The sequence below is a fragment of the Pedobacter sp. AC464 genome, from assembly GCF_979253075.1.
The window spans coordinates 1792914-1819469 of record NZ_CEEDBV010000002.1 but is presented as its reverse complement, the minus strand read 5'-3'; the positions used below and the strand labels follow the sequence as shown (position 1 = coordinate 1819469).

Genomic DNA, 26556 nt, shown 5'->3' with positions numbered 1-26556 from the left:
TTTGCCCACCTAAAAGCGCCGGAGCAAACATTTTAAATCTGACTGAAGCGGCAGCCGCCGATTTTTCTTCGGCGCTACAGCGAAAGGCAGGAAGCAGTTTACAATAGAAAGCCGAACGTAAATTTCCAAAAAAGAAAAATCAATTTTCCAGTCAGATTATGAATAAATCATGCCTATTTTTGTGCTAAAGTTGTTAGCTTTAGTAATCCCTCCAAAGTAAAGCAAACCAAAATTTTAAGTCGATGCCACAATTGGAAGAAATTTCTATGCCTGCAGAAATTGCTGCAAAATTTATTAATTACACTTCAAAACATGTTTTCTTAACCGGGAAAGCAGGTACTGGTAAGACAACCTTTTTAAGGAAATTAATCCAGCTTACGCATAAAAAAGCCTTAATTTGCGCACCAACCGGCATTGCGGCAATTAATGCGGCGGGGGTAACCATACATTCCCTATTTCAACTGCCTTTTGGGGCGTTCTTTCCTGATGCTGCAGGCAATTTAATTAATCAAAACATCACCTTTAATTTTAATACGCCGAGAACAATTGTTAAGCATTTAAATATGCAGGGCAATAAAAGGCGTATGATCCAGGAGCTCGAACTTCTTGTAATTGACGAGGTGAGTATGTTGCGTGCGGATATGCTCGATGCAATTGATTTTTCACTTCGGTACATTCGCAGAAACAGAAATGTGCCCTTTGGCGGCGTACAACTGCTTTTTATTGGCGATTTGCACCAATTACCTCCTGTAGTTAAAAATGATGAGTGGCGGGTTATGGCTGGTTTTTACAAGAGCATTTACTTTTTCGATGCGCTTGCACTTCAAAATAACCCACCTGTATATATTGAACTGGATAAGATTTACCGGCAGGATGATGCCGTATTTATTGATCTGCTGAATAACCTCCGAAACAACAAAATAACACCAGAAGATACGGCTTTGCTTCGCCAACATTTTAAGCAGGATTTTAAGCCTGCCGCCAATGAAAATTACATCACGCTAACTACGCACAACAATAAAGCTGATGCGATTAACAGGGAAAGGCTGACGCAACTGAAAACAAAATCTTATTTTTTTGATGCCAAAATAACCGGCGAGTTTAGCGAATATGCTTATCCGAATGAAAAAAGTTTAGAGCTTAAAGTTGGCGCACAGGTAATGTTTATTAAAAACGACATGACTGCCGATAAACGCTATTACAATGGCAAAATTGGCGTTGTGCACCATATCGAAAAGGATATTGTAGAAATTAAACTGCCGGAAGAGCAAACCATTATTGCCGTTTCGCCATATACCTGGGAAAATGTAAAGTATAAATTGAACGAAGCCACTAATGAAATTGCAGAAAATGTTGCGGGTTCGTTTGTTCAATATCCATTAAAATTAGCCTGGGCAATTACGGTTCACAAAAGTCAGGGTTTAACTTTTGATAAGGCAATAATTGACATTGGGGATGCATTTGCGCCCGGCCAGGCCTACGTCGCGCTTTCGCGTTTACGCTCGTTAAAAGGCTTGGTGCTCACTTCGCACCTGCGAGAAAATGGCTTACAGCAGGATCAAAACATTCATTATTTCTCAAACACCAAACAGCCTGCAGATATTCTTAAACAGCAAATTAGTTTTGAGAGTTACGATTTTATCAGAACTTATTTACTTGCAGCGTTCGATTTTAACCTTGTTCGTTATTACCTGAAAGAGCATGTAGAAACCTTCGATAAAAGTGAGGCAAAATCGACCAAGCAACGTTATGACAGCTGGACGATGGATTTGTATAAGGAATTTCAGAAAATTACGGCTACTGCCGACACTTTCATTAATCAGCTCAAAAATCTCTTTGCACAACAAACTGAACACACTTTGTTTAACGTTTCGAAAAGAGTAGAGGCAGCGCTAAAATATTTTAATCCGCTTGTAAAAGAAGTATCTGATAAATTTTTGGCGCAAATTGAATCGGTAAAAGAAGAGAAGGGGATTAAAACTTACTTAACCGAACTCTTGGAACTGGAAATCCTTGTTTATGAACAGCTGAAAAAAATGCACAAAAGTAAGGCGTTATTGCTGGCCATTATCCATGGCAAAGAATTTAGCAAAGCGGATACAGATGCCTTGCTAAACATTGCTGAACGTAACAACCAGTTGCAAAAAGCGATTCAGCTGAAAGGTCAGGTTTTGAAAGTGAAGTCGGCTGTTGAAAAGAAGAAAAAGGAACCAAAGGTAGATACGAAGTTAATCAGTTTTGAACTTTTTGAACAAGGCAAAAGTTTAGAAGAAATTGCGAAAGAGCGTGGTTTTTCTGTTGGAACGATTGAAGGGCATTTAGCTTATTATGTGTCAACACAGCAAATTGATGTTTCGAAGTTAGTTAAGCAGAACAAAATTAAAAACATTAGTGACGCTGTTGAAAGCCAGAAAACAAAATCGATGGCCACCATTCGTGAATTTCTTGGCAAAGATTACTCCTTTGGCGAAATTAAACTGGTGCTGGCATCGTTATTTCCGTCTGAAGAATAGGGCGTTAAAATCGTGAACCTCGCTGAAACAACGAAAAACTTTGCGAACTTTGCGGTTAAATGGAGAAAGTTAACCTTTTAGCACAATACATGCCCCCAGAGGCGGCGCCGCTAATTGCAAAATGGATAGATTATTTTCAATGCGAATTTAAAATCGCGAAAACCCGCTCTACTAAGCTTGGCGATTACCGTCACCCTTTTCGGGATAAAGGCCACCGGATTTCAGTAAATTTTAATTTAAATAACTACGCTTTTCTGGTTACAACCGTTCATGAATTTGCGCATCTGCTAACCTGGAACGACTACAAAAACAAAGTTAAGCCGCACGGTTCGGAATGGAAAAAGAACTTTCAACGCATGATGGTGCCATTTTTCGACATGAACATTTTTCCTTCAGATATCCACAAGGCAATTGATAATTATATGGCGAATCCTGCAGCATCTAGTTGCTCGGATTTACATCTTTCGAGGGCTTTGAAAAAATACGATTCTGATAAAACTGAAACTTTACATTTAGAGCAAATCCCTACAGATTCTGTCTTCAAGATAAAAGACGGGCGACGGTTTAAAAAAGGCGAAAGGATTAGAAAACGCTACCGCTGTGTCTGTCTCGATGATAAAAGGATATATCTTTTCAATCCTCTGGCTGAAGTTTTTCTTATTGAGCCATAGCGCCTATCATCAATTAATGTTTGTTCTACTTTGAAAGCCTGTAAAAATTTAAACAAACTCGAATTTATCTCCATCAAATAAGCCTTTGTCGCTGAGTTTTAAACGCGGGATAACCAGCAAAGCCATAAATGAAAGCGTCATAAATGGAGCAACCAGGGTAGAACCCAGTTCTTTTGCAAACTTATCAATCAGCGTATAACTTTCTGCAACTTTATAGCCGTTTTGATTGCTCATTAAACCTGCAACAGGCAACGCCAGCACCTCTTCCCTTCCATTTCCAACGGCTACTACGCCCCCGGTTGCTTTAATAACCAGATTTACAGCATGGCAAATACTTTCATCATCTACGCCTACGGCGATAATGTTATGGCTGTCGTGCGCCACACTGGATGCAATTGCCCCTTGCTTTAAACCAAAGTTTTTAACAAATGAAATGGCTACTGGCGCATTATGGTAACGGTTTACAACAACCATTTTTAGAATATCATTCTTCAAATCGGAAACCATGTTTCCGTCTGAAACGAATGGCTTTGCCGAAATTCGATTCGTAATTAACTGACCATCCAATGCTTCGATAACAGGAATTGTATCTTGCCCGGTATAAGGGTAAATAAAATCTTTTACGTCTTTTACGCTACAATCGAACTGATTTACCGATGCGCCGTCATTGGTATGTTTTACCCAATCCCCAACAACATTACCGTTTTCGGCAAGCAGCACACCTTCAATATAAGTTTGCAAAACGTTGAAGTCTTGTAAATCCTGTACCACAATAAAATCAGCAGCATCACCAATTTGCAATACGCCTACATCAAGTTTATAGTGCTTAACAGGATTTATACAGGCAGCCTGAAGAACGTTGAAAATATTAATTCCTTTGGCAACTGCTCTGGCACAAAGTTTATTAATGTGGTTTTCCACTAAACTATCGGGATGCTTATCATCGCTGCAAAACATAATCTTTTCTGGCCAGTCATTTAGTAAATCAATCAAAGCCTCGAAATTTTTTGCCGCACTTCCTTCGCGGATAAGGATTTTCATTCCGCGTTGGAGCTTATCCAGTGCTTCTTCAGCGGTGAAACATTCGTGATCTGTAGAAATGCCTGCGTCAATATATTGCTGAACCGCATCGCCACGTAAACCTGGTGCATGCCCATCAACCGGCTTCCCAAGCGCATGTGCAGCAGCAATCTTTTTCAATACTTCTTCATCTTTGTAAAGCACGCCAGGGAAATTCATCATTTCACTTAAATATTTTATTTCTGGCCGCTGTAAAAGTGATTTAACGTCATCATGATTTAACTCCTCACCTGCGGTTTCGAAAATTGTTGCAGGAACACAACTTGGAGCGCCAAAATTGAATTTAAAAGGGACGGTTTCACCATTCTCAATCATAAATTCCACACCTTCCATACCGCAAACGTTGGCAATTTCATGCGGGTCGCTAACGGTAGAAACTGTTCCGTGAACTACTGCCAACCTGGCGAATTCACTAGGAATGAGCATACTGCTTTCAATGTGAACATGGCTGTCTATAAAGCCCGGAAGAATAAAAGGCGTATCAATTTTAGCACCCGAAATTTTACTAATGGCTTTTATTTTCCCATCCTCTACCTCAATTCCGCCGAAGTAAATATTTCGCAATTTGATATCGACTATGTTCCCCTCAACTTTAAAACTGCTCATTTATATTTTTTTAATTTAAAAAGGATTTACTGTTAATTGTTCCTAAAAGACGACTCCAACTGATAAATTTCAACAATAAACCAAGCCTAATATTTCAATAGCTTATCAATCGTTTCTGCCAGTCTTGCTTTAGCCAGGAAATCCTCTTCAAGCACTTTGCTCATTGGTATAGCGGTATCCAAACTGGCGCACCGTAAAATCGGCGCATCCAGATACTGGAAACAATGTTCGCTTATCCACGCCGAAATTTCAGCACCAAAACCATTTGTTAAGGTATCTTCATGTAAGATCAAAACTCGTCCTGTAGATTTTACTGCTGCTAAAACCGTCTCTTTATCCCAGGGCTGCAGGGTTCTTAAATCGATTAAAGTTGCACCGCAATCGGGGTTGTTTTTGATAAATTCCAATGCCCAATGAACGCCCAAGCCGTAGGTGATGATTGCAAATTTATTGCCATTCGCCAAGGTTGCGGCCTTTCCAATCTCTGTGGTATAGTAACCATCCGGAATAGGTGCAGATAAACTTCTGTACAGATATTTATGTTCAAAGTATAGCACAGGGTTTGGATCTTCTATCGCGGCAAGCAGCAGGCCTTTTGCATCATCCGGGAAAGCCGGATAAACAATTTTCAACCCTGGGGTTTTAGTAAACCAGGCCTCGTTACTTTGCGAGTGGAATGGCCCTGCACCTGTGCCTGCGCCGGTTGGCATCCGAACTACAACGTCTGCCTTTTCACCCCAGCGATAATGGGTTTTTGCCAAATTATTTACAATTTGATTGAAACCGACGGTTACGAAATCGGCAAACTGCATTTCTACCACGGCTTTATAGCCATTAATGGATAAGCCCAAACCGGCGCCAACAATTGCCGATTCGCAAATGGGTGTATTCCGTACCCGGCCTTTTCCAAATTTTGCGGTAAAGCCGTCGGTAATTTTAAAAGCGCCGCCATAATCCGCAATGTCTTGTCCCATTAGCACAAGGTTTGGATATTTCTGCATGGCCAAATCCAACCCATCGCTTATCGCATCTAAGTATCTTTTTTCGGTGGATGACTGACCAGGTACAACGACCTTTTGCTGGTAAGGAAAGTACATATCTGTCTCTTCCCGCACAGGGTTTGCCTCAGGTTCAGGTTCATCAAAGGCTTCTTCCACCTCCAATTCTATTTCTTTCTTGATTTCACTTTTTATAGCACTTACTAAATCAGGCGTTAAAACACCTTGTTCAACCAGATAGGATTCGAAATTGCTTAAGGGATCTTTCTTCTCCCATTCATCGAACAATTCCTGAGGAACATATTTGGTACCAGAAGCCTCCTCGTGTCCACGCATTCTAAATGTTAAGCACTCTACCAACACAGGACGCGGATCTTTTCTCAGTTCATTTGCCAGTTGATTAATGGTATCAAAAACTTCGAGAATATTATTACCATCAATCTGAACACCTTCAATGCCGTAGCCTATGGCCTTGTCGACAAGGTTTTTGCACTTAAACTGCTCTGATTTTGGCGTAGATAAGCCATATCCATTATTTTCTATCAGGAAAATAACAGGCAGGTTCCAAACAGCAGCAACGTTAACTGCTTCATGAAAATCACCCTCGCTTGTTGCGCCTTCGCCAGTATAAACTAAAGTCGCCTTTTGCTGGTTGTTCAAAACGTCGGCCAATGCAATCCCATCAGCTAAAGCCATTTGAGGCCCGAGATGAGAAATCATGCCGATGATTTTATAGTCTTGTGTACCAAAATGAAAGGACCGATCCCGGCCTTTGGTAAAGCCCGATCGTTTACCTTGCCATTGCGCCATTAATTTTTTTAAAGGAATATCCCGGGAGGTGAAAACACCGAGATTACGATGCATTGGCAGAATATACTCGTCGGCCTGCATGGCCAAAGTAGAACCGACGGCAATGGCTTCCTGACCGATTCCTGAAAACCATTTTCCAATTCTGCCCTGACGCAAAAGTTTAAGCATCTTTTCCTCTACCATCCGAGGATAAAGCAATCTTTTATATAAATTCAGTAAGATTTTGTCGTCTTTGTCCCGGCGGTTGAAATGCATATAAAATTTGAAAAAAAATCGACCATTCTTCAGCTTTAACTAAATCCTGATTGGTGAATTTAAAAAAACACTCGCGTCTTTATCTTAGGTTCTCTGTTTAAAATTAACATAGTATCTGCTCTTTAGACTTTAGCTCACGCAAATGAATTGACAGATGCTGCTTGCAATTGGAAAAAACGCCTTCAAAAAACACTTGCGATTGGGCGAAGCATTTTGCCGATACGCTATCCTGAATTTAGGAAACTGCACTCAACAATTCGAGTTCCCGTTAATTTTCCTTGCTCTTTTTCAACTCTTCCCATTGCTTCGCGAAAGATTTGTCTGCAACTTTAGGCATCTCGCGATATTTACCCCAACTTTTTCTAAAAAATGTTTTCAGCATGAAATTTTTAAATTTCCCACCAAAAAAATCCATCCATTTACGATTTTGCATCATACGGTTAAACATGCCCCAACCCACTTCTTCCACCTTTCCGTTTTCGTGGCTTGTTGCCGCATCTCTACGGTTCAGCAATAACATTTTATGAATATCGATTTTTACAGGACAAACTTCAGAGCATTTTCCGCAAAGGCTGGAGGCGTAGCTTAAATGTTTAAACTCTTCCATCCCTTTTAAATGAGGTGTAATTACCGAGCCAATTGGTCCGCTATAAGTGGTATTGTAAGTATGGCCGCCAATATTTTTATAAACAGGGCAGGCATTTAAACAGGCGCCACAACGGATGCAATACAAACCTTGTCGCTGATCTTTCTGAGCCAGCAAATTCGTACGCCCGTTATCTAACAAAATGACGTACATTTCTTCCGGTCCGTCAGTTTCATTCGGTTGGCGGGGGCCGCTTAAAATGGTATTGTAAACTGTTAAATTTTGCCCGGTGCCGTGCGAAGCAAGTAAAGGCCAAAACAAATCAAGATCTGCAATTGATGGTATTATTTTTTCTATGCCAACAATGGCAATGTGTATTTTAGGGAAAGTGGTGCTCAGGCGGGCATTTCCCTCATTTTCGGTAATGGCAATACTCCCAGTATCTGCAATTAAAAAGTTTCCGCCGCTAATGCCTATGTCGGCATTTAAATATTTATCACGAAGTAATTCTCTTGCTTTTTGAACGAGTTGAGGTGGGGTAGCGTCAATCGGTGTTCCGAATTTATCGTGAAATAACTGCGCAATGTCTGTTGCGCTAAGGTGCATTGCAGGGGTAACAATATGGTAAGGCGCCTGGCCGAGCAGCTGAACAATATATTCGCCTAAATCACTCTCTAACGATTCTATTTGATTACGCTCCAGGAAATCATTCAGGTGAATTTCTTCGGTCGTCATCGATTTAGATTTGATAACCGTTTTTCCGTTTTTTCTTTTGATGATTTTTAAGATTTCCTGCTGCGCTTCTTCGGCATCGTTTGCCCAGATAACTTTTCCGCCTCTGCGCTGGAAATTAGATTCAAACTCGGGCAGAAATTTATCGAGATTTTCCATCACACGCCATTTTACAACATGTGCTTTCTTTTTTGATGCCTCGAGGTTTTCGAACTTTGATAAGCCTCGCTCTACTGCCGTATTGTATTTGCCAATATTATAATTAATGGTTTTACGATGCGGTAAATCGAACGCTTTCTCATCAGATTTCTCTAAAAATTCTTCGGCAGTTTTCATCATATCTCAAAGATAGGAATTTCTATTGCCGCCAAAAGTAATGTGCATAAAAAAGCCTCCCGAATAATCGGGAGGCTCAATATTTTTACTTTATTATTTCTTTGGGTTACCTTTTCCATCCATATCAACAACCGGACGTTTAGCCTGATTAGCCAACTCCCATGCAATATAGTAGGTTAAATGTGCCCTTTTTGCTAATAATTCGAAGTTAATTTTGCTTACCTCATCACCTGGTCTGTGGTAGTCTTGTTGCAACATACCATCATAATAAAAGATAATCGGAATGCCTAATTTCGCAAAATTGTAATGGTCTGAACGGTAATAGATTTGCTCAGGATCTTTCGGATCATCGTATTTAAAATCCAGCTTCATTTTAGTGTAGGTTGCATTTACACGTTCCTGCAAATTAGCCAAATCGCTGCTCAACATTTTCGAACCCACGGAGTAGATGTAGTTTGCAGAATCTGGTTTACCTAAATATTCCTCGCCAATGCGGCCAATCATATCTGTGTTTAAGTCTGCAATTGTGTTCTCAACAGGAAATACCGGATGCTCTGAATACCACTCAGAACCCCATAAGCCTTTTTCTTCACCCACAACAGTCATAAATAAAATACTGCGCTTTTGCCCTTTACCTGCTTTTTTTGCATCAGCAAATGCTTTTGCCATTAACAAAACACCAGTTGTTCCAGAGCCGTCATCGTCGGCACCGTTATTAACTTTATCTGTCGCATTTGGATCAGTAACCAATCCAATGTGATCATAATGACCTGTTAAAACCAATACTTCTTTTTTAAGTACAGGATCAGAACCTTCCAGGAAACCTAAAACATTTTCACACCGAACAGGCGTTTCAGTTTTTGCCGCACTGGCAGAAAATGGAACGTTTAGAACCTGAGAAGCCGGCGCCTGACTATCAACAATTTTCTTTTGTAAATCTGCAACTGTTGTGTTTGATGCTTTTAAGAGCTCGTTCGCCACAGTAGTAGAAATCGAAATACGCGGGATATCATTTTGCTTCTGCGCTTCTAAGGCAGCATTCGTTTTAACGAATACCCGTCCTTTGTTTAAAGTTTGCTTTGTGTTATCCGTAATTCTATCAACCATTGGGTCGATAAGAATAATGGCTTTTACCTGATTTTCAGCAAAATATTTTGCTCTTGATTCAAGCATGGCACGATAAGCTTGTCTGTCTACTCTCGTTCCGGCTTTCACAGTCGGATCACCCGCACTAAACATCATTACCACTTTACCTTTTATATCGGTTCCGGCGAAATCGTTGTAACCGCCTTTGTTTATTGCGTAACCCACAAAAACAATTTGATCAGTTGAAAACGTAAATCCTTTATCACTGATTAAGGTTGGAGAAACGATATAGTCTTTTTGATACTCTTTTGGCTGGCCATTTACGGTCAACTGACTTTGTTTAAGGGTAACATTTACCAGATCAATTTTCTGGAAATATTCGCCGTTAACCGGTCCTTTTAAACCGATTGATTTAAAATAGTTGCGAATGTAATCTGCTGCCATCCAGGCGCCTTTTGTACCAGTCTCACGACCTTCGTACTCATCAGAAGCTAAAACAGAAAGGTGTTTAAAGCCATCGGCAGGATTAATCGCCTTGCCAAATTTAATTGCATCCTTGTTGGCCACAAGTGGTTTAACTTGTGCAAAGCAGCCAATACTAAGTACGGAAGCTAAGCCAAGGGTTAAAAATTTTTTGTTCATTATATAGTAAAAGTTAGTTTCTGATAATTAGCAGGATATTTTATCAACCCTGTTTTGGTGGCGACCACCTTCAAATTCGGTAGTTAAAAAAGTGGTTGTAATCTCTGTTGCAAGCGCATCAGATACAAAACGTGCCGGAATACATAATACGTTGGCATTATTGTGCTTTCTAACTAAAGATGCAACTTCATTTTCCCAGCACAAACCGGCTCTGATTCCCTGGTGTTTGTTTGCCGTTATTGCAACACCGTTTGCAGAGCCGCAAAGTAAAATGCCAAAATCAAAAGCACCGTTTTCTACAGCCGAAGCAACCGGGTGAGCAAAATCCGGATAGTCTACAGAATCTGCCGTGTGTGTTCCGAAATCCTCAACTTCATAGTCTGCCAAAAAATTTTTCAATAATTCCTTTTGGTCGAAACCTGCATGATCTGAACCAATTGCAATTTTAATTTTGGTGTTTGTCATCCGTCAAATTTATAGAGAAATATGAAATCTCTGCGTAATGTTTTTGTTAGTTAGCGTAGAACTCAGCCTCCGCTTTTTTCTTCTTTTTTTCGATGTATGCCGAAACAAAAATACTGGCCTCATACAATAAAAACAATGGTGCAGCTACTGTAAGCATTGTTAAAATATCTGGTGTTGGCGTTACTATTGCTGCGATAATTAGAATAATAACCGCGGCATATCTCCTGCTCGAACGCATTAGCTTTGGCGTCATCAAGCCTAATTTCGATAAAATGAAAATAATGATTGGCAATTCAAAAATAATACCTGTTCCAAGTGTTAAAGTAGCAATAGAGGATACATATGAATCGACCGTGAATGTATTTTTAATTTCAGAGCTGACCGTGTAACCCGTTAAAAAGTTAATGGACAATGCGCAGATAATGAAATATCCGAATACAATACCGATGATAAAAAGTACCGATGCAAAAAACACAAATCCGCTTGCAGATTTACGTTCTTTATCATGTAAAGCAGGCTTAACAAAGCGCCAGATTTCCCACAGGAGATACGGAAAACCGAGTACAATACCACACATAACACAAACGTTAAGCTGCAGATTAAACTGGCCTGCCATTTCAGTGTTGATAATTTCACCGTTGATTTTGGTGATACACATGTCTTTGCCTAAAGATGGGAAATGTTCAACCAGTTTACACATCATTCTGTAAGTCCAGAAATCTGGTTTTTTAGGCCCGAAAATTATCTTGTCAAGAATTTCTTCGTTAAAGTAAAATGCGATTCCTGTAAAGACAGCGATGGCGATTACGGCTCTGATTAAGTGTTTACGGAGAACATCGAGGTGATCGAAAAAAGACATTTCTGCCTCGAGGGTTGTGCTCTTTTGTCCGATAGCTTTTGTAAGTAATGATTTTTTAGTGTCGCTCATGTTGAAAACAAAAATACCATTCTAAATGAATAGAATGGTATTTACGTGTTAAATATAGAAATAGTTTATATTATTCTGAAAATTCAAATGTTTCCATAAATTTTGTTGTGAAATTTCCGGCCCTAAAGTTCGGATCTTTCATTAACTGTAAGTGAAATGGAATGGTTGTTTTTACACCTTCGATTACAAACTCACCTAAAGCACGTTCCATAGTACAAATGGCTTCTTCCCTTGTTTGAGCAACGCAAATCAACTTTGCAATCATCGAATCGTAGTTTGAAGGAATTTGATAACCTGCATAAACATGGGTATCTACACGCACACCATGACCGCCTGGCGAGTGAAAATTGGTAATTTTACCTGGCGACGGGCGAAAATTATTTGCAGGGTCTTCTGCGTTAATCCGGCACTCAATTGCATGCATATCCGGAAAATAATTTTTACCTGAAATAGGGATTCCAGCGGCAACTTTGATTTGCTCCTTAATTAAATCGAAATTAATTACCTCTTCTGTAACCGGGTGCTCTACCTGGATACGGGTATTCATTTCCATAAAGTAAAAATTACGGTGCTTATCTACCAGGAACTCAATTGTTCCGGCGCCTTCGTAATTTACGGCCATTGCACCTTTTATCGCAGCTTCGCCCATTCGTACGCGTAGTTCGTCTGTCATAAACGGAGAAGGAGATTCTTCAACCAATTTCTGGTGACGGCGCTGAATAGAGCAATCTCTTTCTGAAAGATGGCAGGCTTTACCAAACTGGTCGCCAATAATCTGAATTTCTATGTGGCGAGGATCTTCGATGTACTTTTCTAAATATAAACCATCGTTACCAAAGGCGGCACCAGATTCCTGGCGGGCACTATCCCAGGCATTTTCAAAATCTTCATCTTTCCAAACCACCCGCATACCACGGCCACCACCACCGGCAGTAGCTTTAAGTATAACCGGATAACCCATTTCATTAGCAATTCCAATACCTTCTTTAACGCTGGTAAGCAAGCCTTCAGAACCTGGAATTGTTGGTACACCCGCAATTTTCATGGTTTCTTTAGCCGAAGCTTTATCACCCATACCATTAATCTGCTCGGGCGTTGCACCGATAAATTTAATGCCATACTCGCGGCAAATATTCGAAAACTTAGCGTTTTCGGATAAAAAGCCATAACCCGGATGAATCGCATCTGCATTAGTTAATTCTGCAGCTGATATAATATTTGGGATATTCAGATATGAATCTTTACTTGGCGGTGGGCCAATACAAACAGCCTCATCAGCAAAACGTACATGCAAACTCTCCCTATCAGCAGTAGAGTAAACTGCAACCGTTTTGATGCCCATTTCCTTACAGGTACGGATAATACGCAAAGCGATTTCGCCCCTGTTGGCAATTAGTATTTTTTTAAACATGATTTTTTAATTGATGATTACACCCATGGATGGACTACACCGATTCTTTGACAATTACTATTGTAACTGAAACAGTGCACACACCTCAAATATGTGAAATCAATTTTTAAATAGGTTCTACTAAAAATAATGGTTGGTCGTACTCTACCGGCGAGGCATTATCAACCAGAATCTTAACGATACGGCCTGAAACTTCGCTTTCAATTTCGTTGAAAAGCTTCATTGCTTCAATGATACAAATTACTTTACCGGTTGCAACTTCATCACCAACGTTAACAAACATAGGCTTATCCGGACTTGATGAACGGTAGAAGGTGCCAATCATTGGCGATTTAATGGTAATGTATTTCGAGGTATCTTCTGCAGCTGGAACAGCTGGAGTTGAAGCTGCCGGTGCAGTAGGAGCTGTAGCAACCGGTGCTGCTGCCTGTAAAAGCGGAGCTTGCGGTACAGTTGCGTGCACAACCGTAGGCGCCTGGTTTGTTTTAATTGTAATTTTGAAATTCTCTTGCTCGATTGCAACTTCATTTACACCAGAACGAGAAACAAATTTAATCAGTTCCTGTATTTGTTTGATATCCATTTTTTAGGCTAGTTATTGTAAAAAATAGTGTTTATTGAATTAACTAAGTTATACTTTTTTTGTTTTAAATTTTAGTTGGTTAGCTGTTTGAGTGTTCTTATTTAGCAAGCCCCTTATTAATATGACGCTGCCTGAAAAAAACCGACTAACTGTTGTATGCCCACTTAAGGTAGATAGAACCCCAGGTAAAACCGCCACCAAAAGCAGCCAATACGATGTTATCGCCTTTCTTTAACCTGCTTTCCCATTCCCATAAACATAATGGAATTGTTCCGTTTGTGGTATTGCCGTAGCGTTCTATATTAATCATTACCTTATCGGTTGTTACACCCATTCGGTTTGCGGTTGCATCTATAATACGTTTGTTTGCCTGATGAGGGACTAACCATGCAACATCGTCAGCCGTAAGGCTGTTGCGTTCCATAATTTCTGCAGCAACATCTGCCATGTTTGTAACGGCAAACTTAAACACTGTTGGCCCTTCCTGATGCGCATAATGCTCTCTTGCATCAATTGTTTCGTGGGTTGCCGGCTTAACTGAACCGCCCGCCTTCATACCTAAGAAATCTCTTCCTGCACCATCAGTTCTTAAAATCGAATCCTGAATGCCGAGGCCTTCTTCATTTGGCTCGAGCAATGCACAACCACAGCCATCACCAAAAATAATGCAGGTTGTACGGTCTTCGTAATTAATTATCGACGACATTTTATCGCCGCCAACAACCAATACCTTCTTATGTCTTCCTGATTCTATAAAAGAGGCGCCTGTAGAAAGGCCAAAAATAAAGCCAGAACAGGCCGCTTGTAGATCGTAACCCCAGGCATTCGAAGCACCAATTTTATCCGCTAAAACGTTAGCCGTAGCAGGAAAAGTAAAATCAGGAGTAGTGGTGCAAAAAATAATTAATTCAATTTCCTTTGCATCAATACCTCTCTTTTTTAGCAAACCATTTACAGCATGAACGGCCATATCTGATGTTCCCAGCCCTTCTCCTTTTAAAATTCTGCGCTCTTTAATCCCAGTTCTGCTGGTAATCCATTCATCCGAAGTATCAACCATGGTTTCTAACTCTGCGTTTGTAAGCACATAGTCGGGGACGTAACCATTTACTGCTGTAATAGCAGCGTGAATTTTACTCATTTTAAAAATTTTAATGAATTATTTAAATGCCACTCTAATTTTTTCTACTAATCCGGTTGTTATCATCTCACGCGATTGCAGAACCATGTTTTTCACCGCCAGCGGACTTGAAATTCCGTGCCCGATTACAACCGGAGCATTAACGCCCAAAACGGGGCTGCCTCCGTATTGCTCGTAATTGAAACGATCGAAAAATTCATCTTTCATGCCTTTTTTTACGGTAAGCACATAAAATGATTCTGCTAATTTTAGCACTACATTCCCTGTAAAACCGTCGCAAACAATAACATCCGCTTTATCATTAAACAAATCCCTTCCCTCTACATTACCAACAAAATTGAATAAATTCGTGTCTTTCATTAAAGGGAAAGTGGCCATGCTGAGCATGTTGCCTTTTTCATCTTCTTCGCCTATATTTAATAACGCAACTTTAGGGGAATTTATTTGCCATAAATTTTCTGCATATAAACTTCCTAACACACCGAACTGCAATAAAATATCTGGCTTGCAATCTGCATTAGCGCCAACATCAAGCAATAAGCCTGTGCCACCTTTTATTTTCGGAAGAATTGTACATAAACATGGGCGGATAATGCCCGGAATTGTTTTAACGCTAAAAACTGCGCCAACAAGCATAGCGCCAGAATTGCCTGCACTTGCAAACGAATCGATTTTGCCTTCCTTTAAAAGGTTAAAGCCAACAGCTATGCTCGATTTAGGTTTCTGAACAATTGCTTTTGTGGGGTGTTCGCCCATACCAATTACTTCATCAGTATGAACGTATTCAAAATGATCCGGATTAAATCCTTCTTCTGCGAGAATTGGTTTAATCTGTTCGGTATCGCCGATAAGAACGAGGTGTTCTCCAGCGTTTAGCGATTGATGAGCTGCTATTGCTCCTAAAACAATTGCTTTAGGAGCATAGTCTCCGCCCATTATGTCGAGGCCTATTTTCATAGAAAAAATCTGTCTGTGTTAGTTTAGGTTAATCCTAAAAATTTCAGTTGACTAAGGTATGACTAAAGCCGCTGAAAACACAAACAATTTTTTAAGAAAATTACCCGATTTGAGTATTTTCGATAACCAATTTACCGTTATAGTATAGGTTACCATCAACGTTGTAAGCACGGTGAGGTACGTGGATAGCACCTGTTGCTGAGCATGTTGCTAAAGAAGGAGTCACTGCTTTATAGTGGGTTCTTCTTTTATTCTTTCTCTGTTTCGAGATTTTCCGTTTTGGATGTGCCATTGGTGTATAATCTAATTATTTTTTTAACTTATTAAGTGCTTCCCAACGCGGGTCGCTCGATTGTTCATTTTCTTCAGCCTGTTTATCGATAGAAAGTTGTTCTAATCTATCAATCATTTCCTGATCGCACTCCTTACCAGCTTGCTCACAGTTTTTAATATAAGGCACCGCTACGTTAATCATTTCGTATAAAGGCCCCGAAATATCAATTGACGTTTCCTTTCTGCTAAGTGAGATAATCTCGTCATCATCACTCTCCAGATTGTCGCCCTCAAATTTTACAATCTGCCTTTCGTACAAATTAACCGGCAATGGAAATTCAGATAAGCATTTATCGCAATCTAAACTTACCGTACCAATAACTTTGAATTTTAATAGCAACATGGTTTCTTGTTTCTCAAGTTCCAGGTTTACTTTTAAATTTCCACTTTTAATTAACGAGTACTCGAAGGCGTTAAAAAAGGTGTCATCAAGCTCATATTCAAACTGATGGCTTCCCAATTTTAATCCGGTAAACGGTACAGAAAATTGTTTTAGCGGGTTCAAAGTACTGTAAAATTTTAGCCTGCAAATGTAGGGATAAAATACTTAGATTAAAAATGTTTTTTTAAAAATTGTTGCCATTCTTAAAGCGAAATTTCAAAATCCCGGCCTGAAATATTATTTTTTTGAAAATCAGTGTCATTGCTAATCGGTCAGGAAACTCCCGCTTTCTGTTCAATCTTTTTTTTTACCTGTAAGCAGTACTATTAAAAAAAAAGTATTTTCACGGCAATCGGGTTTAATTAACAACGGCCTTTGCTAAAAAACCAAGCGCTTAATTTTTAGCCAAAACCATTTCTTTGTTGTTCCTGCTCCATTCGCTCCATGAACCAACATACAGCTTTGGAATGGGCAAACCTGCATAATTCATCGCTAAAAGCGTATGGCAGGCAGTAATGCCAGAGCCACAGTGAACAATTACTTGTCCAGGCTCAACACCCTCCAAAACTTTTAAATATTTGGCTTCTAAAACCTCAGGACTTAAAAAACGCCCTTCTGCATCTAAATTTTCGGTAAAAGGAATATTCGTTGCGCCCGGAATGTGGCCGGCTATTAAATCAATCGGTTCTGTTAATCCGGCGTAACGGTTTGCATCGCGGACATCAATAACCTTGTAGCCATCGGTTTTAGCTGCTTTTTCAACTTCGCTGATATCAGATAACGGTAAGGTCCAGTTTTGCACATCGTATTTTTCGACCGCTCTAGGGATTTCAACCTTATCAGTTACCGGGAAACCAGCTTTCACAGCGGCCTGGTAGCCACCATTAATCACCTGAACTTTTTCGTGCCCGATTGCGCTTAGCATCCACCATAATCTGGCGGCAGCGTTACCGCCATTTTTATCGTCGTAAACAATAACATGGGTATTTTTTGTAATGCCAAGTTTTTGTAAAACATTGGCAAATTGGTAAGAACCAGGCAATGGGTGGCGACCGCCCAAAGCAAAATCGCCAACATTAGCTAAATCTTCATTCACATCAGCGAATAATGCGCCAGCTAAATGCTCAGTTTCGTAACGCGTTTTAGAGCCGGCACTCGCATCAATAATTACAATTTCATCATCCTGGTTTAACCAGGTTAAATCTTCTGGCTGTATAATTGGAGAAAGTTTTGACATAAAGTTATTTTTTTGGCTTCGTTAATGCTATTAAGCCCAACACAGGCCCAATGGCTAACAACATATAAAGATAGTGTGAATTGATTTCTTTCGCGAACAAATTGATCATTTGAATACTGATGATTGTAATTGCAAACCCAATGCAATTAACCAGCGTTAAAGATGTTCCTCTTAATTTTTCCGGCGCATGCTTGGCCACAAGCGAAGAAAATAATGGCGAATCGGCGGTGCCGGATAAACCCCAGGTAAACAAAAAAGTCAGGAATAAATACATGGAGCTGCTAAAGAGAAATAAAGGAGAAAGTAAACAACATAAACCTGAAAGGGCGAGTGCAATTGTGGCGATTCTTTTTGCTCCAAATCTTTGCGAAAGTAATCCGCCGACCATACAGGAAATGCCTCCTGATGCGATTATCAAAAAAGAAAACAGCGATACGTTAATTGTTGCCGCCGGGTGCGTGCTATTGTAAAGCAGCAACATACCTGGCAAAAACGCCCAGAAAGTGTACAGCTCCCACATGTGGCCGAAATAGCCAAACGCTGCCGCTCTAAAACTCGCGTTTTTGAAACCACTTAACGATGCTACTAAATTAAATTGCTGTGCCGCTACTCGAAACGGGCCATCTGGAACGAGCATAAATATTAAAAATGCACCCAAAACTGCTAATGCGGACGTGGCATAAATAACGTACTCCCAGGCAAAACTGCCCGTAAAATTTTTTAGCAAATGTGGAAATGCAGTACCAAAAACCAGGGCGCCAACTAAAAAACCCAGAGATTTGCCTAAGCCATCCTTAAAGTAATCTGAAGCGATTTTCATACCCACCGGATAAATTCCGGCCAGCATAAATCCGGTTAAGAAGCGAAAAAGCAGCAAGACATTAACTTCTTTCACATCAAGGCAAATGCCTAGGTTAAATAGCGCCGCAGCAATACCGCAAACGAAAAAAACGTTCGAAGGCGAAAAAATATCGGATAGCGCAAAAAATGCAAAAACCAGCGTTCCGCCAATAAAACCAAGCTGAACCATGCTTGTTAAATTGGCTAAAAGGTTCATTTCTTGAGGAAAATTGCCCGTAATATCTGCCAGTACCGCATTACCGGCAAACCAAAGTGAGGTGCAGAGAAACTGCGAAATCACGATAATTGGCAAAATGTATCGATTTGTTGTGGCGCTCATCATTTTTGAGTTGCAAGCACAATTTTAGCCAAATAAACCTGATTGTACGAAAAGCCCCAATTTTTTAATTGGGCTTGCAGGGAAAGCAGGACTTTCGAAACCGATGAAATGCAAGTCTTTGCTTTTCAAAAAAAAAGCGATTTGTTAATTTTATGAAGCATCATCTTTAATGTCGAACTGTGTTTCGACAATTTTTCCGCCTGTGCGTAACTGGTTGCTTAACATTTCTTCTTGCTCTCTCCGGTTTTTTACGATATGAATTGCCGAAAATAAGGCTTCTGTAAACGAGGTAGAATCAGCCAAATCTTTGCCGGCAATATCGTAACCTGTACCATGATCTGGCGAAGTACGAACAAAATTTAAACCGGCCGTATAATTCACTCCGTTATGAAAAGCAAGTGTTTTAAAAGGAATCAAACCCTGGTCGTGATACATCGCCAAAACGGCATCAAACTGTTTGTAGCTGCCATTGCCGAAAAAGCCATCGGCGGGATAGGGCCCGAAACAAACAATACCCTTATCGTAAGCTTCCTGTATGGCCGGCGAAATGATTTCAGCTTCTTCAGTGCCCAACAAACCATTGTCGCTGGCATGAGGATTTAAACCCAAAACCGCAATTTTTGGTTTCTCAATCCAGAAATCTTTCTTTAAGCTTTCGTTTATAAGTTTTATTTTATTGAGGATTTTTTCTTTGGTAATTGCTGTTGGAACAGCCGCTACCGGAATATGACCTGTAACCACACCAACACGCAGATTCTCACTAATTAAAAACATCAGCACATCTTCACTTCCGCTTTTTTCTTGCAAATATTCGGTATGGCCGGGAAATGCAAACGTTTCCGATTGGATGTTGTGCTTATTAATTGGCGCAGTAACCAAGGCGTCGATATCGCCAGCAACCAAATCGGCTGTTGCACGTTCTAATGATAAGAGGGCATATTTTCCACCGGTTTCGGTTATTTGGCCAAGCTCAATTTTCACATCTTCCTCCCAGCAATTAATCATATTTGCTTTTTTAAGCTGCGCTTGATTGGCATGATTAATAACGTTAAAAGTGAAGTCGCCAAGGTTGTTTGCCTTTCTATGAAAAGACGAAACCTTTGTATGACCATAAACAATTGGAGTACAATAATTTAAAATAGCCGGATTGGATAATGTTTTGATAATTACCTCTAAACCTATGCCGTTCACGTCGCCAATACTGATGCCAATTTTAAGTTTATTGCTCATAATTAATGGAAAATTTTAGCGCAAATTAATGATTTTCGGCTAAAGACATCAAAAAAAATGAAACGGCAAAGAACACGAAGTTATTCGCAAAGGAATATTAAGCCTATCTTTGCCAACAATTAAATTTTAAAAGGTCTTGAATTTTCAGGATTAAGGGTATGAGTTTAGTAAAAGCGAAAAAGCATTTAGGTCAGCATTTTTTAACCGATAAAGGAATTGCAAACCGCATTGTAGAAAGTCTGGTTAATACCGAAAAGTATAATCAGGTTTTAGAGGTGGGCCCCGGGATGGGTATTCTATCTGATTTTTTGCTGCAACGCCAGGATTTACAAACTTATTTAATCGATATTGATACAGAATCTTTTCATTTTCTTAATGAAAAATACCCGCAACTGGGCGACCGACTTATAAATGGCGACTTTTTAAAACTCGATTTTGATTCTATTTTCCCTGGTCAATTTGCCATCATCGGCAACTTTCCTTACAATATTTCATCTCAGATTTTATTTAAAATTTTAGATAACCGCCATAAGGTAGTTGAAATGGTTGGGATGTTTCAAAAAGAAGTTGCACAACGGTGTGCATCTCCGGCAGGCACTAAAGATTACGGAATATTAAGCGTTTTTCTTCAGGCATATTATAAAATTGAATATCTGTTTACGGTTAAACCGGGCACTTTTAACCCGCCACCAAAAGTACATTCTGCTGTTATCAGATTAACAAGAAATGAAGTTGAAAATTTAGACTGCGATGAAAAGCTCTTCTGGCGGGTGGTTAAAGCAGGTTTTAACCAACGTAGAAAAACGTTACGCAATGCCGTTTCGGCCGTGATGCCAAAAGATAAAATGGATGACCATATTTACTTCGAAAAAAGAGCTGAACAATTAACAGTTGCCGATTTTGTGGCTTTAACCCAGCATGTTAGTAAATTAATGGAAGCTTAAGTTTAAGGTAAATCAAAAGCTCTGCAATTAAAGTTTGCTAACGAAATTAGAATAGATATTTCTTGCAAATCAATGATTATTGTCGTTGATTTTCTCCCTTTATTTGCAACATAATTTTTAAAAACCATGGTTAATTACAGCGAAATTTTTAGCGGGCAGGGAATGGATTATTTAAGCTACCGTGCTTTGATAGATCGACTTCTTTTAGAAGGAAAGGCCACAGGCGATGTTACCTACGATTTGCACTACACCAAGATGAATGTGCAAAGGATGAGCCGCGTGGATAAAACGGTTAGCTTAACCGATGAATTACTTTCATCTATTAAGCAGCTTCAAGAAAATTATAAGTTTTTAGTAATTACTGAAGGTTGGTGTGGAGATGCGGCTCAAATTGTTCCGGTATTTAATAAAATTGCAACGGCTTCACTCGGCAAAATTGAGTTAAAATTTGTACTCCGCGATAAAAATTTGCCCTTGATTGATGCACACTTAACCAACGGCGGCAGGGCGATTCCGGTGCTTTTGGTTTTAAATGAAACGGGCGATAAGGTTTTGGCTAGCTGGGCACCCAGGCCACAGGTTTTACAGCAATTGCTTAAAGAGTGGAGGAAGGAAACGAGTGAAATGACGATTTTATCAGAAAAGCTTCACAGCTGGTACGCTAAAGATAAAACCCAAACCACGCAGGCAGAACTTAACACTTTATTAAAAGGTTTAGCGTAGCATTAATCTACACTTACTGTTAAGCCTTCTTGCTGTAAAATTTTCCGGTAAATTTCCATTTCAGTAAATGAACCTTCTAAAACCGGGCATTTACCTTCGTTGTGAACTTTCCAGGCAATTTTCTCTGATTGAGATTCGTTGTAATCCAAATACTTCATCATGCAGTAAATTACATGTTCAAAGGTATTTACATCATCATTCCACAAAATAAGGCGATGTACGGTTTTTATAGAAGTTAAAATTTCTTCGAGCGTAAAGGTCTCTTCTTTGGTTTCTGTAGACATGGCGCAAAAATAAACATTAGTATCAAGTATTTGGTATCAACCATTAAGATTTTGTTGTTTTACGATTAATAATGGCTTAGGCAATAAATGTTTAACTTTACTTAACCAAATCATAATATAAACAAGTATGCACCAATCCAAAATTGCAGGAATCGGCTATTACGTTCCCAAAAATATTTATACCAATAACGACCTGAGCCGTTTTATGGACACAAGTGATGAATGGATTCAGGAACGCACCGGCATTAAAGAGCGCCGCTTTGCGGATAGATATGAAGAAACGACAACCACCATGGGAATTGAGGCTTCAAAAATTGCAATAGAACGGGCAGGCATTACCATAAAAGATGTTGATTTTATCATTTTTGCTACGCTTACCCCTGATTATTACTTTCCTGGTTGTGGAGTTTTGCTGCAACGCGAAATGGGAATGGGCGAAATTGGTGCGCTTGATATCCGTAACCAATGCTCTGGCTTTGTTTATGCATTGTCTGTAGCCGATCAATTTGTAAAAACGGGTATGTACAAAAATGTTTTGGTTGTTGGCAGCGAAAAACACTCGTTTGCGATGGATTTTGAAACGCGAAGCAGAAATGTATCGGTAATTTTTGGAGATGGCGCCGGCGCAGTTGTATTGCAACCAACCGATGAGCCTGGCAAAGGCATTTTGAGTACACACTTACACAGCGATGGTGCCGACGCTGAAATCCTGGCTATGCATTATCCAGGCGCTCATGCAAATAAATGGCTCAAAGATAAGCCGGCCTTCCCTAATCAGGAATTAGGGGGTTTATTTATGACGCCTGAAATACTGGAAAGCGGTGTCGCACTACCTTTTATGGATGGCCCTGCTGTTTTTAAAAAAGCAGTGGTTAAATTCCCGGAAGTAATTAAAGAGGCTTTGGCGGCTAATAATTTAACCGAGAAAGACATAGACATGTTGGTACCACACCAGGCAAACCTGAGGATTAGCCAGTATGTGCAACAGCTGCTTGGCTTAAAAGATGAGCAGGTTTTTAACAACATTCAGAAATATGGAAATACAACAGCTGCATCTGTACCGATTGCATTGTGTGAAGCCTGGGAAGCCGGTAAAATTAAAGGCGGCGATTTGGTTTGCCTGGCAGCTTTCGGATCAGGTTTCACCTGGGCGAGTGCGCTAATCCGGTGGTAAAATGCCGTTTCGTAACTGAATTTTGACATTTCGTGTAAAATAACTGAATTTCAGCTGATTAATTTTTAGTTTTATTGCGATTCTATAGGAATTTATGGCAATAGACGTTTACTCAGGAAATTTCGGGACAAAAGAATTAAATCATTTACTAAAACGCACGCTTTTTGGTGCGAAAAGAAGTGACATTAGTAGCCTTGCGGGCCAATCTGTGAGTCAGGTTGTTGATTTGCTATTGAAAGACCTTCCACTTCCAAATCCACCGGTTAACAATTACAACGATGCTGGCTATACCGACGCAAATGTGCCGGCAGGGCAAATCTGGGTAAATGCAATTTATACCGATGGAACGGCTAACAGCCGGAGGGTTGCGTCTTTTAAGGCCTGGTGGTTAACACAAATGCTAAACCAGCCAGTTTCATTGAGAGAGAAGATGACTTTGTTTTGGCACAATCATTTTTCAACCGAAGCGGATATTGTTGATGACGCACGGTACATATACAAGCATAACAATTTGCTGCGAAGCATGGCTTTTGGCAACTTTAAATCTCTGGTTAAACAGGTAACTATAGACCCGGCAATGCTTCGCTACCTTAACGGTTATGCAAGTACAAAAACCGCTCCCGATGAGAATTACAGCCGGGAATTACAGGAACTGTTCACCGTTGGAAAAGGACCCGATTCGAAATACACCGAAGCCGATGTTAAAGCCGCTGCCCGATTGCTTACTGGCTATACGCTTGATGGTGTTAACATAACATCAGTTTTTAACACCTCAAGGCACGATATAACAGATAAGCAATTTTCATCATTTTATGGAAATAAGTTAATTAAAGGGAGAACGGGTACTGATGGCGCTAAAGAAGTAGACGATTTACTCGACATGATTTTTACTCAGGTTGAGGTAAGTAAGTACGTTTGCCGCAGACTATACCGCTTTTTTGTTTACTATGACATTAGTGCCGACATTGAAGCTAATATAATTACGCCACTGGCAGAAATTTTTAGAACGGCAAACTATGAAATTAAGCCTGTTTTAAAAGCATTGCTCACCAGCAGCCACTTTTATCTCCAACAAAACCGCTCCTGCAACATAAAAGCACCTGTTGATTTTGTTGTTGGCTTGGCCAGGGAATTTGAAATTGTTTTCCCTGATGCTTCTGATTACGTAAACGTTTATTACATGAGCGATTATTTAAGAAGTACGGCTTCTAACCTGCAACAAAACCTCGGCGACCCGCCAAATGTTTCAGGCTGGCCCGCCTACTATCAGGTTCCTCAATTTTACGAATTGTGGATTAACTCGGATACCTTACCAAAACGGAACATTTTTACCGATAGATTTATAAGTACAGGTTACACCCGCAACGGAAAAAAAATAGTTATCGATCCAATTGCATACACGGCGAAATTTAGCAAGCCGGAAGACCCAAATGTAGTTGTAGACGAAGCGATTGCACACCTATATACCATTGACGTAAGCGCTGATGTGAAAAAATTTTTAAAAAGCATTTTGCTGAGTAATCAGGTTAATGATGCCTATTGGACCACAGCCTGGACCGACTACAAAGCGGCTCCAACTACGGCAAAAACTACTATAGTACAAACACGTTTACAGGAGTTTTATAAATATATTATGAACCTGGAAGAGTACCAACTATCATGAAAAGACGTGAATTTTTAACCAAAGCAATGCCTGCGGGTGTCGTAATCCCATCAATGCTTGGCGGATTTTCCCTTAAGGCTTTTGGTGCCTCAAGCTTACTGTCGGCAATAACGGCGGCTAACCAGGAAACCGACCATGTTTTAGTTATAATTCAATTAAACGGCGGCAACGATGGTTTAAATATGATTCTCCCTTTGGATCAGTACGATAACTTAACGCTGGCCCGTCCGAACATAATTCTTCCAAAAAATAAAATTATAAAACTTTCAGGCTACAACACCGGTATACACCCCGCAATGTCTGGCCTGGCCGGTTTGTATGATGATGGTAAAGTTCAGGTTATTCAGTCTGTTGGTTATCCACAACCAAATTTCAGTCATTTCCGAGCGACTGACATTTGGCTTTCCGCATCAGCTTCCGACCAGGTAATTGATAGCGGCTGGGCAGGAAGGTACCTCGCCGAGGAGTACACCAACTTTCCGATTGGTTACCCCAACACGGTAATGCCAGATCCTTTGGCCATTCAAATCGGCTCATTTATTTCGCCGGCTTTTCAAGGGCCTTCTGTAAATATGGGGATGGCAATTTCTGACCCGGTAAATTTTTACAACCTGATAAATGGTATTCAATCGCCGGCTCCGAACACCAATGCTGGTAAAGAACTAACCTATGTTAGGCAGGTTGCCCAACAAACGCAACAGTACGCTTCAGTTATAAAAACTGCAGCTGGCAAAGTAACCAAGCAAGGAACCTACCCGAGCAATAACAGCCTCGCCGATCAGCTTAAAGTTGTAGCCAGATTAGTTGGTGGCGGCTTAAAAACCAGGCTTTACATGGTAAATATTGGCTCTTTCGATACGCATGCCGCTCAGGTAAACACAGGCGCAAATGAAACCGGCACACATGCCGTGCTGCTTCAAAAAGTGAGCGATGCTATCAAAGCGTTTATGGATGATTTAAAAGGGCTTGGCGCCGCAAAGAGAGTTGCCGGAATGACCTTTTCAGAATTTGGCCGGAGGATAAAATCAAACGCCAGTAACGGGACAGATCACGGTGCTGCAGCTCCGCTCATTGTTTTTGGCGATGCCATACAAGGTGGTGTTTTGGGGAAAAACCCAACCATTTCGGCAAGTACTTCCGTAAACGATAATGTTCCGATGCAATACGATTTCAGATCGGTTTATGCTACCTTGCTCGAGAAATGGTTCTGCGTTGATAAGGCAACGTTATCTAATGTAATGTTAAAAGATTTCCAGTCTTTACCTCTAATCCAGCCCGGAACGAATTGCATGTCTACAAGTCTGGCTCAGGCAAACCATTTAAGTGGTGAGAGTTTAATTTCAAATTACCCAAATCCTTTTACTACTTCTACTACCATAAAATATTCTTCCAAAGGTGGGCATGTTTTAATTCAGGTTTACAATACCATGGGCAGGCTAATGGCAACCGTTGTGGACGCTGTAAAAGATGAAGGTACCTACAACATCAATTTTGAAAATCAACGCTATGCACCGGGCGTGTATTATGCACGACTTCAAAATGGCGAACTGCAACAAGTTCGCAATATGCTCATCGTAGCCTAACCAAAAATCGGTACCTTTGTATA

Annotated in this window: 23 protein-coding genes; 7 read left to right on the top strand and 16 right to left on the bottom strand. The window is 40.2% G+C overall.

Annotated elements, in window-relative coordinates:
- The first annotated feature begins 242 nt into the window (after positions 1-242).
- Positions 243-2513: a helix-turn-helix domain-containing protein gene (locus tag AC0IWT_RS18905; protein ID WP_471798353.1), complete on the top strand. Its 2271-nt coding sequence runs from the start codon at positions 243-245 to the stop codon at positions 2511-2513.
- Positions 2514-2572: 59 nt separating this feature from the next.
- Positions 2573-3184, top strand: a complete 612-nt coding sequence (locus AC0IWT_RS18900) for a SprT-like domain-containing protein (protein WP_471798352.1) — start codon at positions 2573-2575, stop codon at positions 3182-3184.
- Positions 3185-3232: 48 nt separating this feature from the next.
- Here AC0IWT_RS18900 and ade read toward each other — a convergent pair whose 3' ends face one another.
- The 15 genes from ade to pdxA all read right to left on the bottom strand — a co-directional run bounded on the left by ade (position 3233) and on the right by pdxA (position 20162).
- Entirely contained in the window at positions 3233-4870 is a 1638-nt protein-coding gene (gene ade, locus AC0IWT_RS18895) for an adenine deaminase (protein ID WP_471798351.1), read from the bottom strand.
- Positions 4871-4956: 86 nt separating this feature from the next.
- Entirely contained in the window at positions 4957-6933 is a 1977-nt protein-coding gene (locus tag AC0IWT_RS18890; RefSeq protein ID WP_471798350.1) for an alpha-ketoacid dehydrogenase subunit alpha/beta, read from the bottom strand.
- 268 nt (positions 6934-7201) lie between these two features.
- Complete coding sequence (locus AC0IWT_RS18885; protein WP_471798349.1) at positions 7202-8590, bottom strand: LutB/LldF family L-lactate oxidation iron-sulfur protein; 1389 nt, start codon at positions 8588-8590, stop codon at positions 7202-7204.
- A gap of 90 nt (positions 8591-8680) precedes the next feature.
- Positions 8681-10315 carry a M28 family peptidase gene (locus tag AC0IWT_RS18880; protein WP_056872000.1) on the bottom strand — a complete coding sequence of 545 codons (1635 nt, stop codon included), beginning with the start codon at positions 10313-10315 and terminating at the stop codon, positions 8681-8683.
- A 27-nt stretch (positions 10316-10342) separates the two neighbouring features.
- Entirely contained in the window at positions 10343-10780 is a 438-nt protein-coding gene (gene rpiB / locus AC0IWT_RS18875) for a ribose 5-phosphate isomerase B (protein WP_471798348.1), read from the bottom strand.
- A 46-nt stretch (positions 10781-10826) separates the two neighbouring features.
- The gene (gene tatC, locus AC0IWT_RS18870) at positions 10827-11708 is read right to left on the bottom strand and encodes a twin-arginine translocase subunit TatC (RefSeq protein WP_471798347.1); all 882 of its coding nucleotides are present in this window, start codon (positions 11706-11708) and stop codon (positions 10827-10829) included.
- Positions 11709-11778: 70 nt separating this feature from the next.
- Positions 11779-13119, bottom strand: coding sequence for an acetyl-CoA carboxylase biotin carboxylase subunit (gene accC, locus AC0IWT_RS18865; protein WP_056872003.1), 1341 nt, complete (start codon positions 13117-13119; stop codon positions 11779-11781).
- 106 nt (positions 13120-13225) lie between these two features.
- Positions 13226-13702 (bottom strand): acetyl-CoA carboxylase biotin carboxyl carrier protein, encoded by a 477-nt coding sequence (gene accB, locus AC0IWT_RS18860; RefSeq protein ID WP_056872004.1) that lies wholly within the window; start codon positions 13700-13702, stop codon positions 13226-13228.
- A 145-nt stretch (positions 13703-13847) separates the two neighbouring features.
- Positions 13848-14843, bottom strand: coding sequence for a beta-ketoacyl-ACP synthase III (locus AC0IWT_RS18855; protein WP_056872005.1), 996 nt, complete (start codon positions 14841-14843; stop codon positions 13848-13850).
- 18 nt (positions 14844-14861) lie between these two features.
- The gene (gene plsX / locus AC0IWT_RS18850; RefSeq protein WP_056872006.1) at positions 14862-15800 is read right to left on the bottom strand and encodes a phosphate acyltransferase PlsX; all 939 of its coding nucleotides are present in this window, start codon (positions 15798-15800) and stop codon (positions 14862-14864) included.
- A gap of 100 nt (positions 15801-15900) precedes the next feature.
- Entirely contained in the window at positions 15901-16092 is a 192-nt protein-coding gene (rpmF, locus tag AC0IWT_RS18845) for a 50S ribosomal protein L32 (RefSeq protein ID WP_025143959.1), read from the bottom strand.
- Between the two features lie 15 nt (positions 16093-16107).
- On the bottom strand, positions 16108-16638 hold the full coding sequence (locus tag AC0IWT_RS18840; protein ID WP_056872007.1) for a YceD family protein: 531 nt from the start codon (positions 16636-16638) through the stop codon (positions 16108-16110).
- Between the two features lie 271 nt (positions 16639-16909).
- Positions 16910-17752, bottom strand: coding sequence for a sulfurtransferase (locus AC0IWT_RS18835; protein ID WP_056872008.1), 843 nt, complete (start codon positions 17750-17752; stop codon positions 16910-16912).
- 4 nt (positions 17753-17756) lie between these two features.
- Positions 17757-18935 (bottom strand): MFS transporter, encoded by a 1179-nt coding sequence (locus AC0IWT_RS18830; protein WP_471798346.1) that lies wholly within the window; start codon positions 18933-18935, stop codon positions 17757-17759.
- A gap of 147 nt (positions 18936-19082) precedes the next feature.
- A complete protein-coding gene (pdxA, locus tag AC0IWT_RS18825) occupies positions 19083-20162 on the bottom strand; it encodes a 4-hydroxythreonine-4-phosphate dehydrogenase PdxA (RefSeq protein WP_471798345.1) in 1080 nt (359 codons plus the stop codon).
- Between the two features lie 158 nt (positions 20163-20320).
- Between pdxA and rsmA the strand changes: the two genes are divergently transcribed.
- Complete coding sequence (gene rsmA, locus AC0IWT_RS18820) at positions 20321-21106, top strand: 16S rRNA (adenine(1518)-N(6)/adenine(1519)-N(6))-dimethyltransferase RsmA (protein WP_056872011.1); 786 nt, start codon at positions 20321-20323, stop codon at positions 21104-21106.
- 126 nt (positions 21107-21232) lie between these two features.
- Complete coding sequence (locus AC0IWT_RS18815) at positions 21233-21829, top strand: thioredoxin family protein (RefSeq protein WP_471798344.1); 597 nt, start codon at positions 21233-21235, stop codon at positions 21827-21829.
- Positions 21830-21831: 2 nt separating this feature from the next.
- Here the strand turns inward: AC0IWT_RS18815 and AC0IWT_RS18810 are convergent, their stop codons facing one another.
- On the bottom strand, positions 21832-22113 hold the full coding sequence (locus tag AC0IWT_RS18810; protein ID WP_056872013.1) for an ATP-dependent Clp protease adaptor ClpS: 282 nt from the start codon (positions 22111-22113) through the stop codon (positions 21832-21834).
- A gap of 127 nt (positions 22114-22240) precedes the next feature.
- Here AC0IWT_RS18810 and AC0IWT_RS18805 point away from each other — a divergent pair, with 127 nt between their 5' ends.
- The 3 genes from AC0IWT_RS18805 (at position 22241) to AC0IWT_RS18795 (ending at position 26533) form a co-directional block, all read left to right on the top strand.
- Positions 22241-23287 carry a 3-oxoacyl-ACP synthase III family protein gene (locus tag AC0IWT_RS18805; protein WP_471798343.1) on the top strand — a complete coding sequence of 349 codons (1047 nt, stop codon included), beginning with the start codon at positions 22241-22243 and terminating at the stop codon, positions 23285-23287.
- A gap of 94 nt (positions 23288-23381) precedes the next feature.
- The gene (locus AC0IWT_RS18800) at positions 23382-24950 is read left to right on the top strand and encodes a DUF1800 domain-containing protein (protein ID WP_471798342.1); all 1569 of its coding nucleotides are present in this window, start codon (positions 23382-23384) and stop codon (positions 24948-24950) included.
- On the top strand, positions 24947-26533 hold the full coding sequence (locus AC0IWT_RS18795; protein WP_471798341.1) for a DUF1501 domain-containing protein: 1587 nt from the start codon (positions 24947-24949) through the stop codon (positions 26531-26533). The genes AC0IWT_RS18800 and AC0IWT_RS18795 overlap by 4 nt, the downstream gene beginning before the upstream one ends.
- Positions 26534-26556 lie beyond the last annotated feature (23 nt).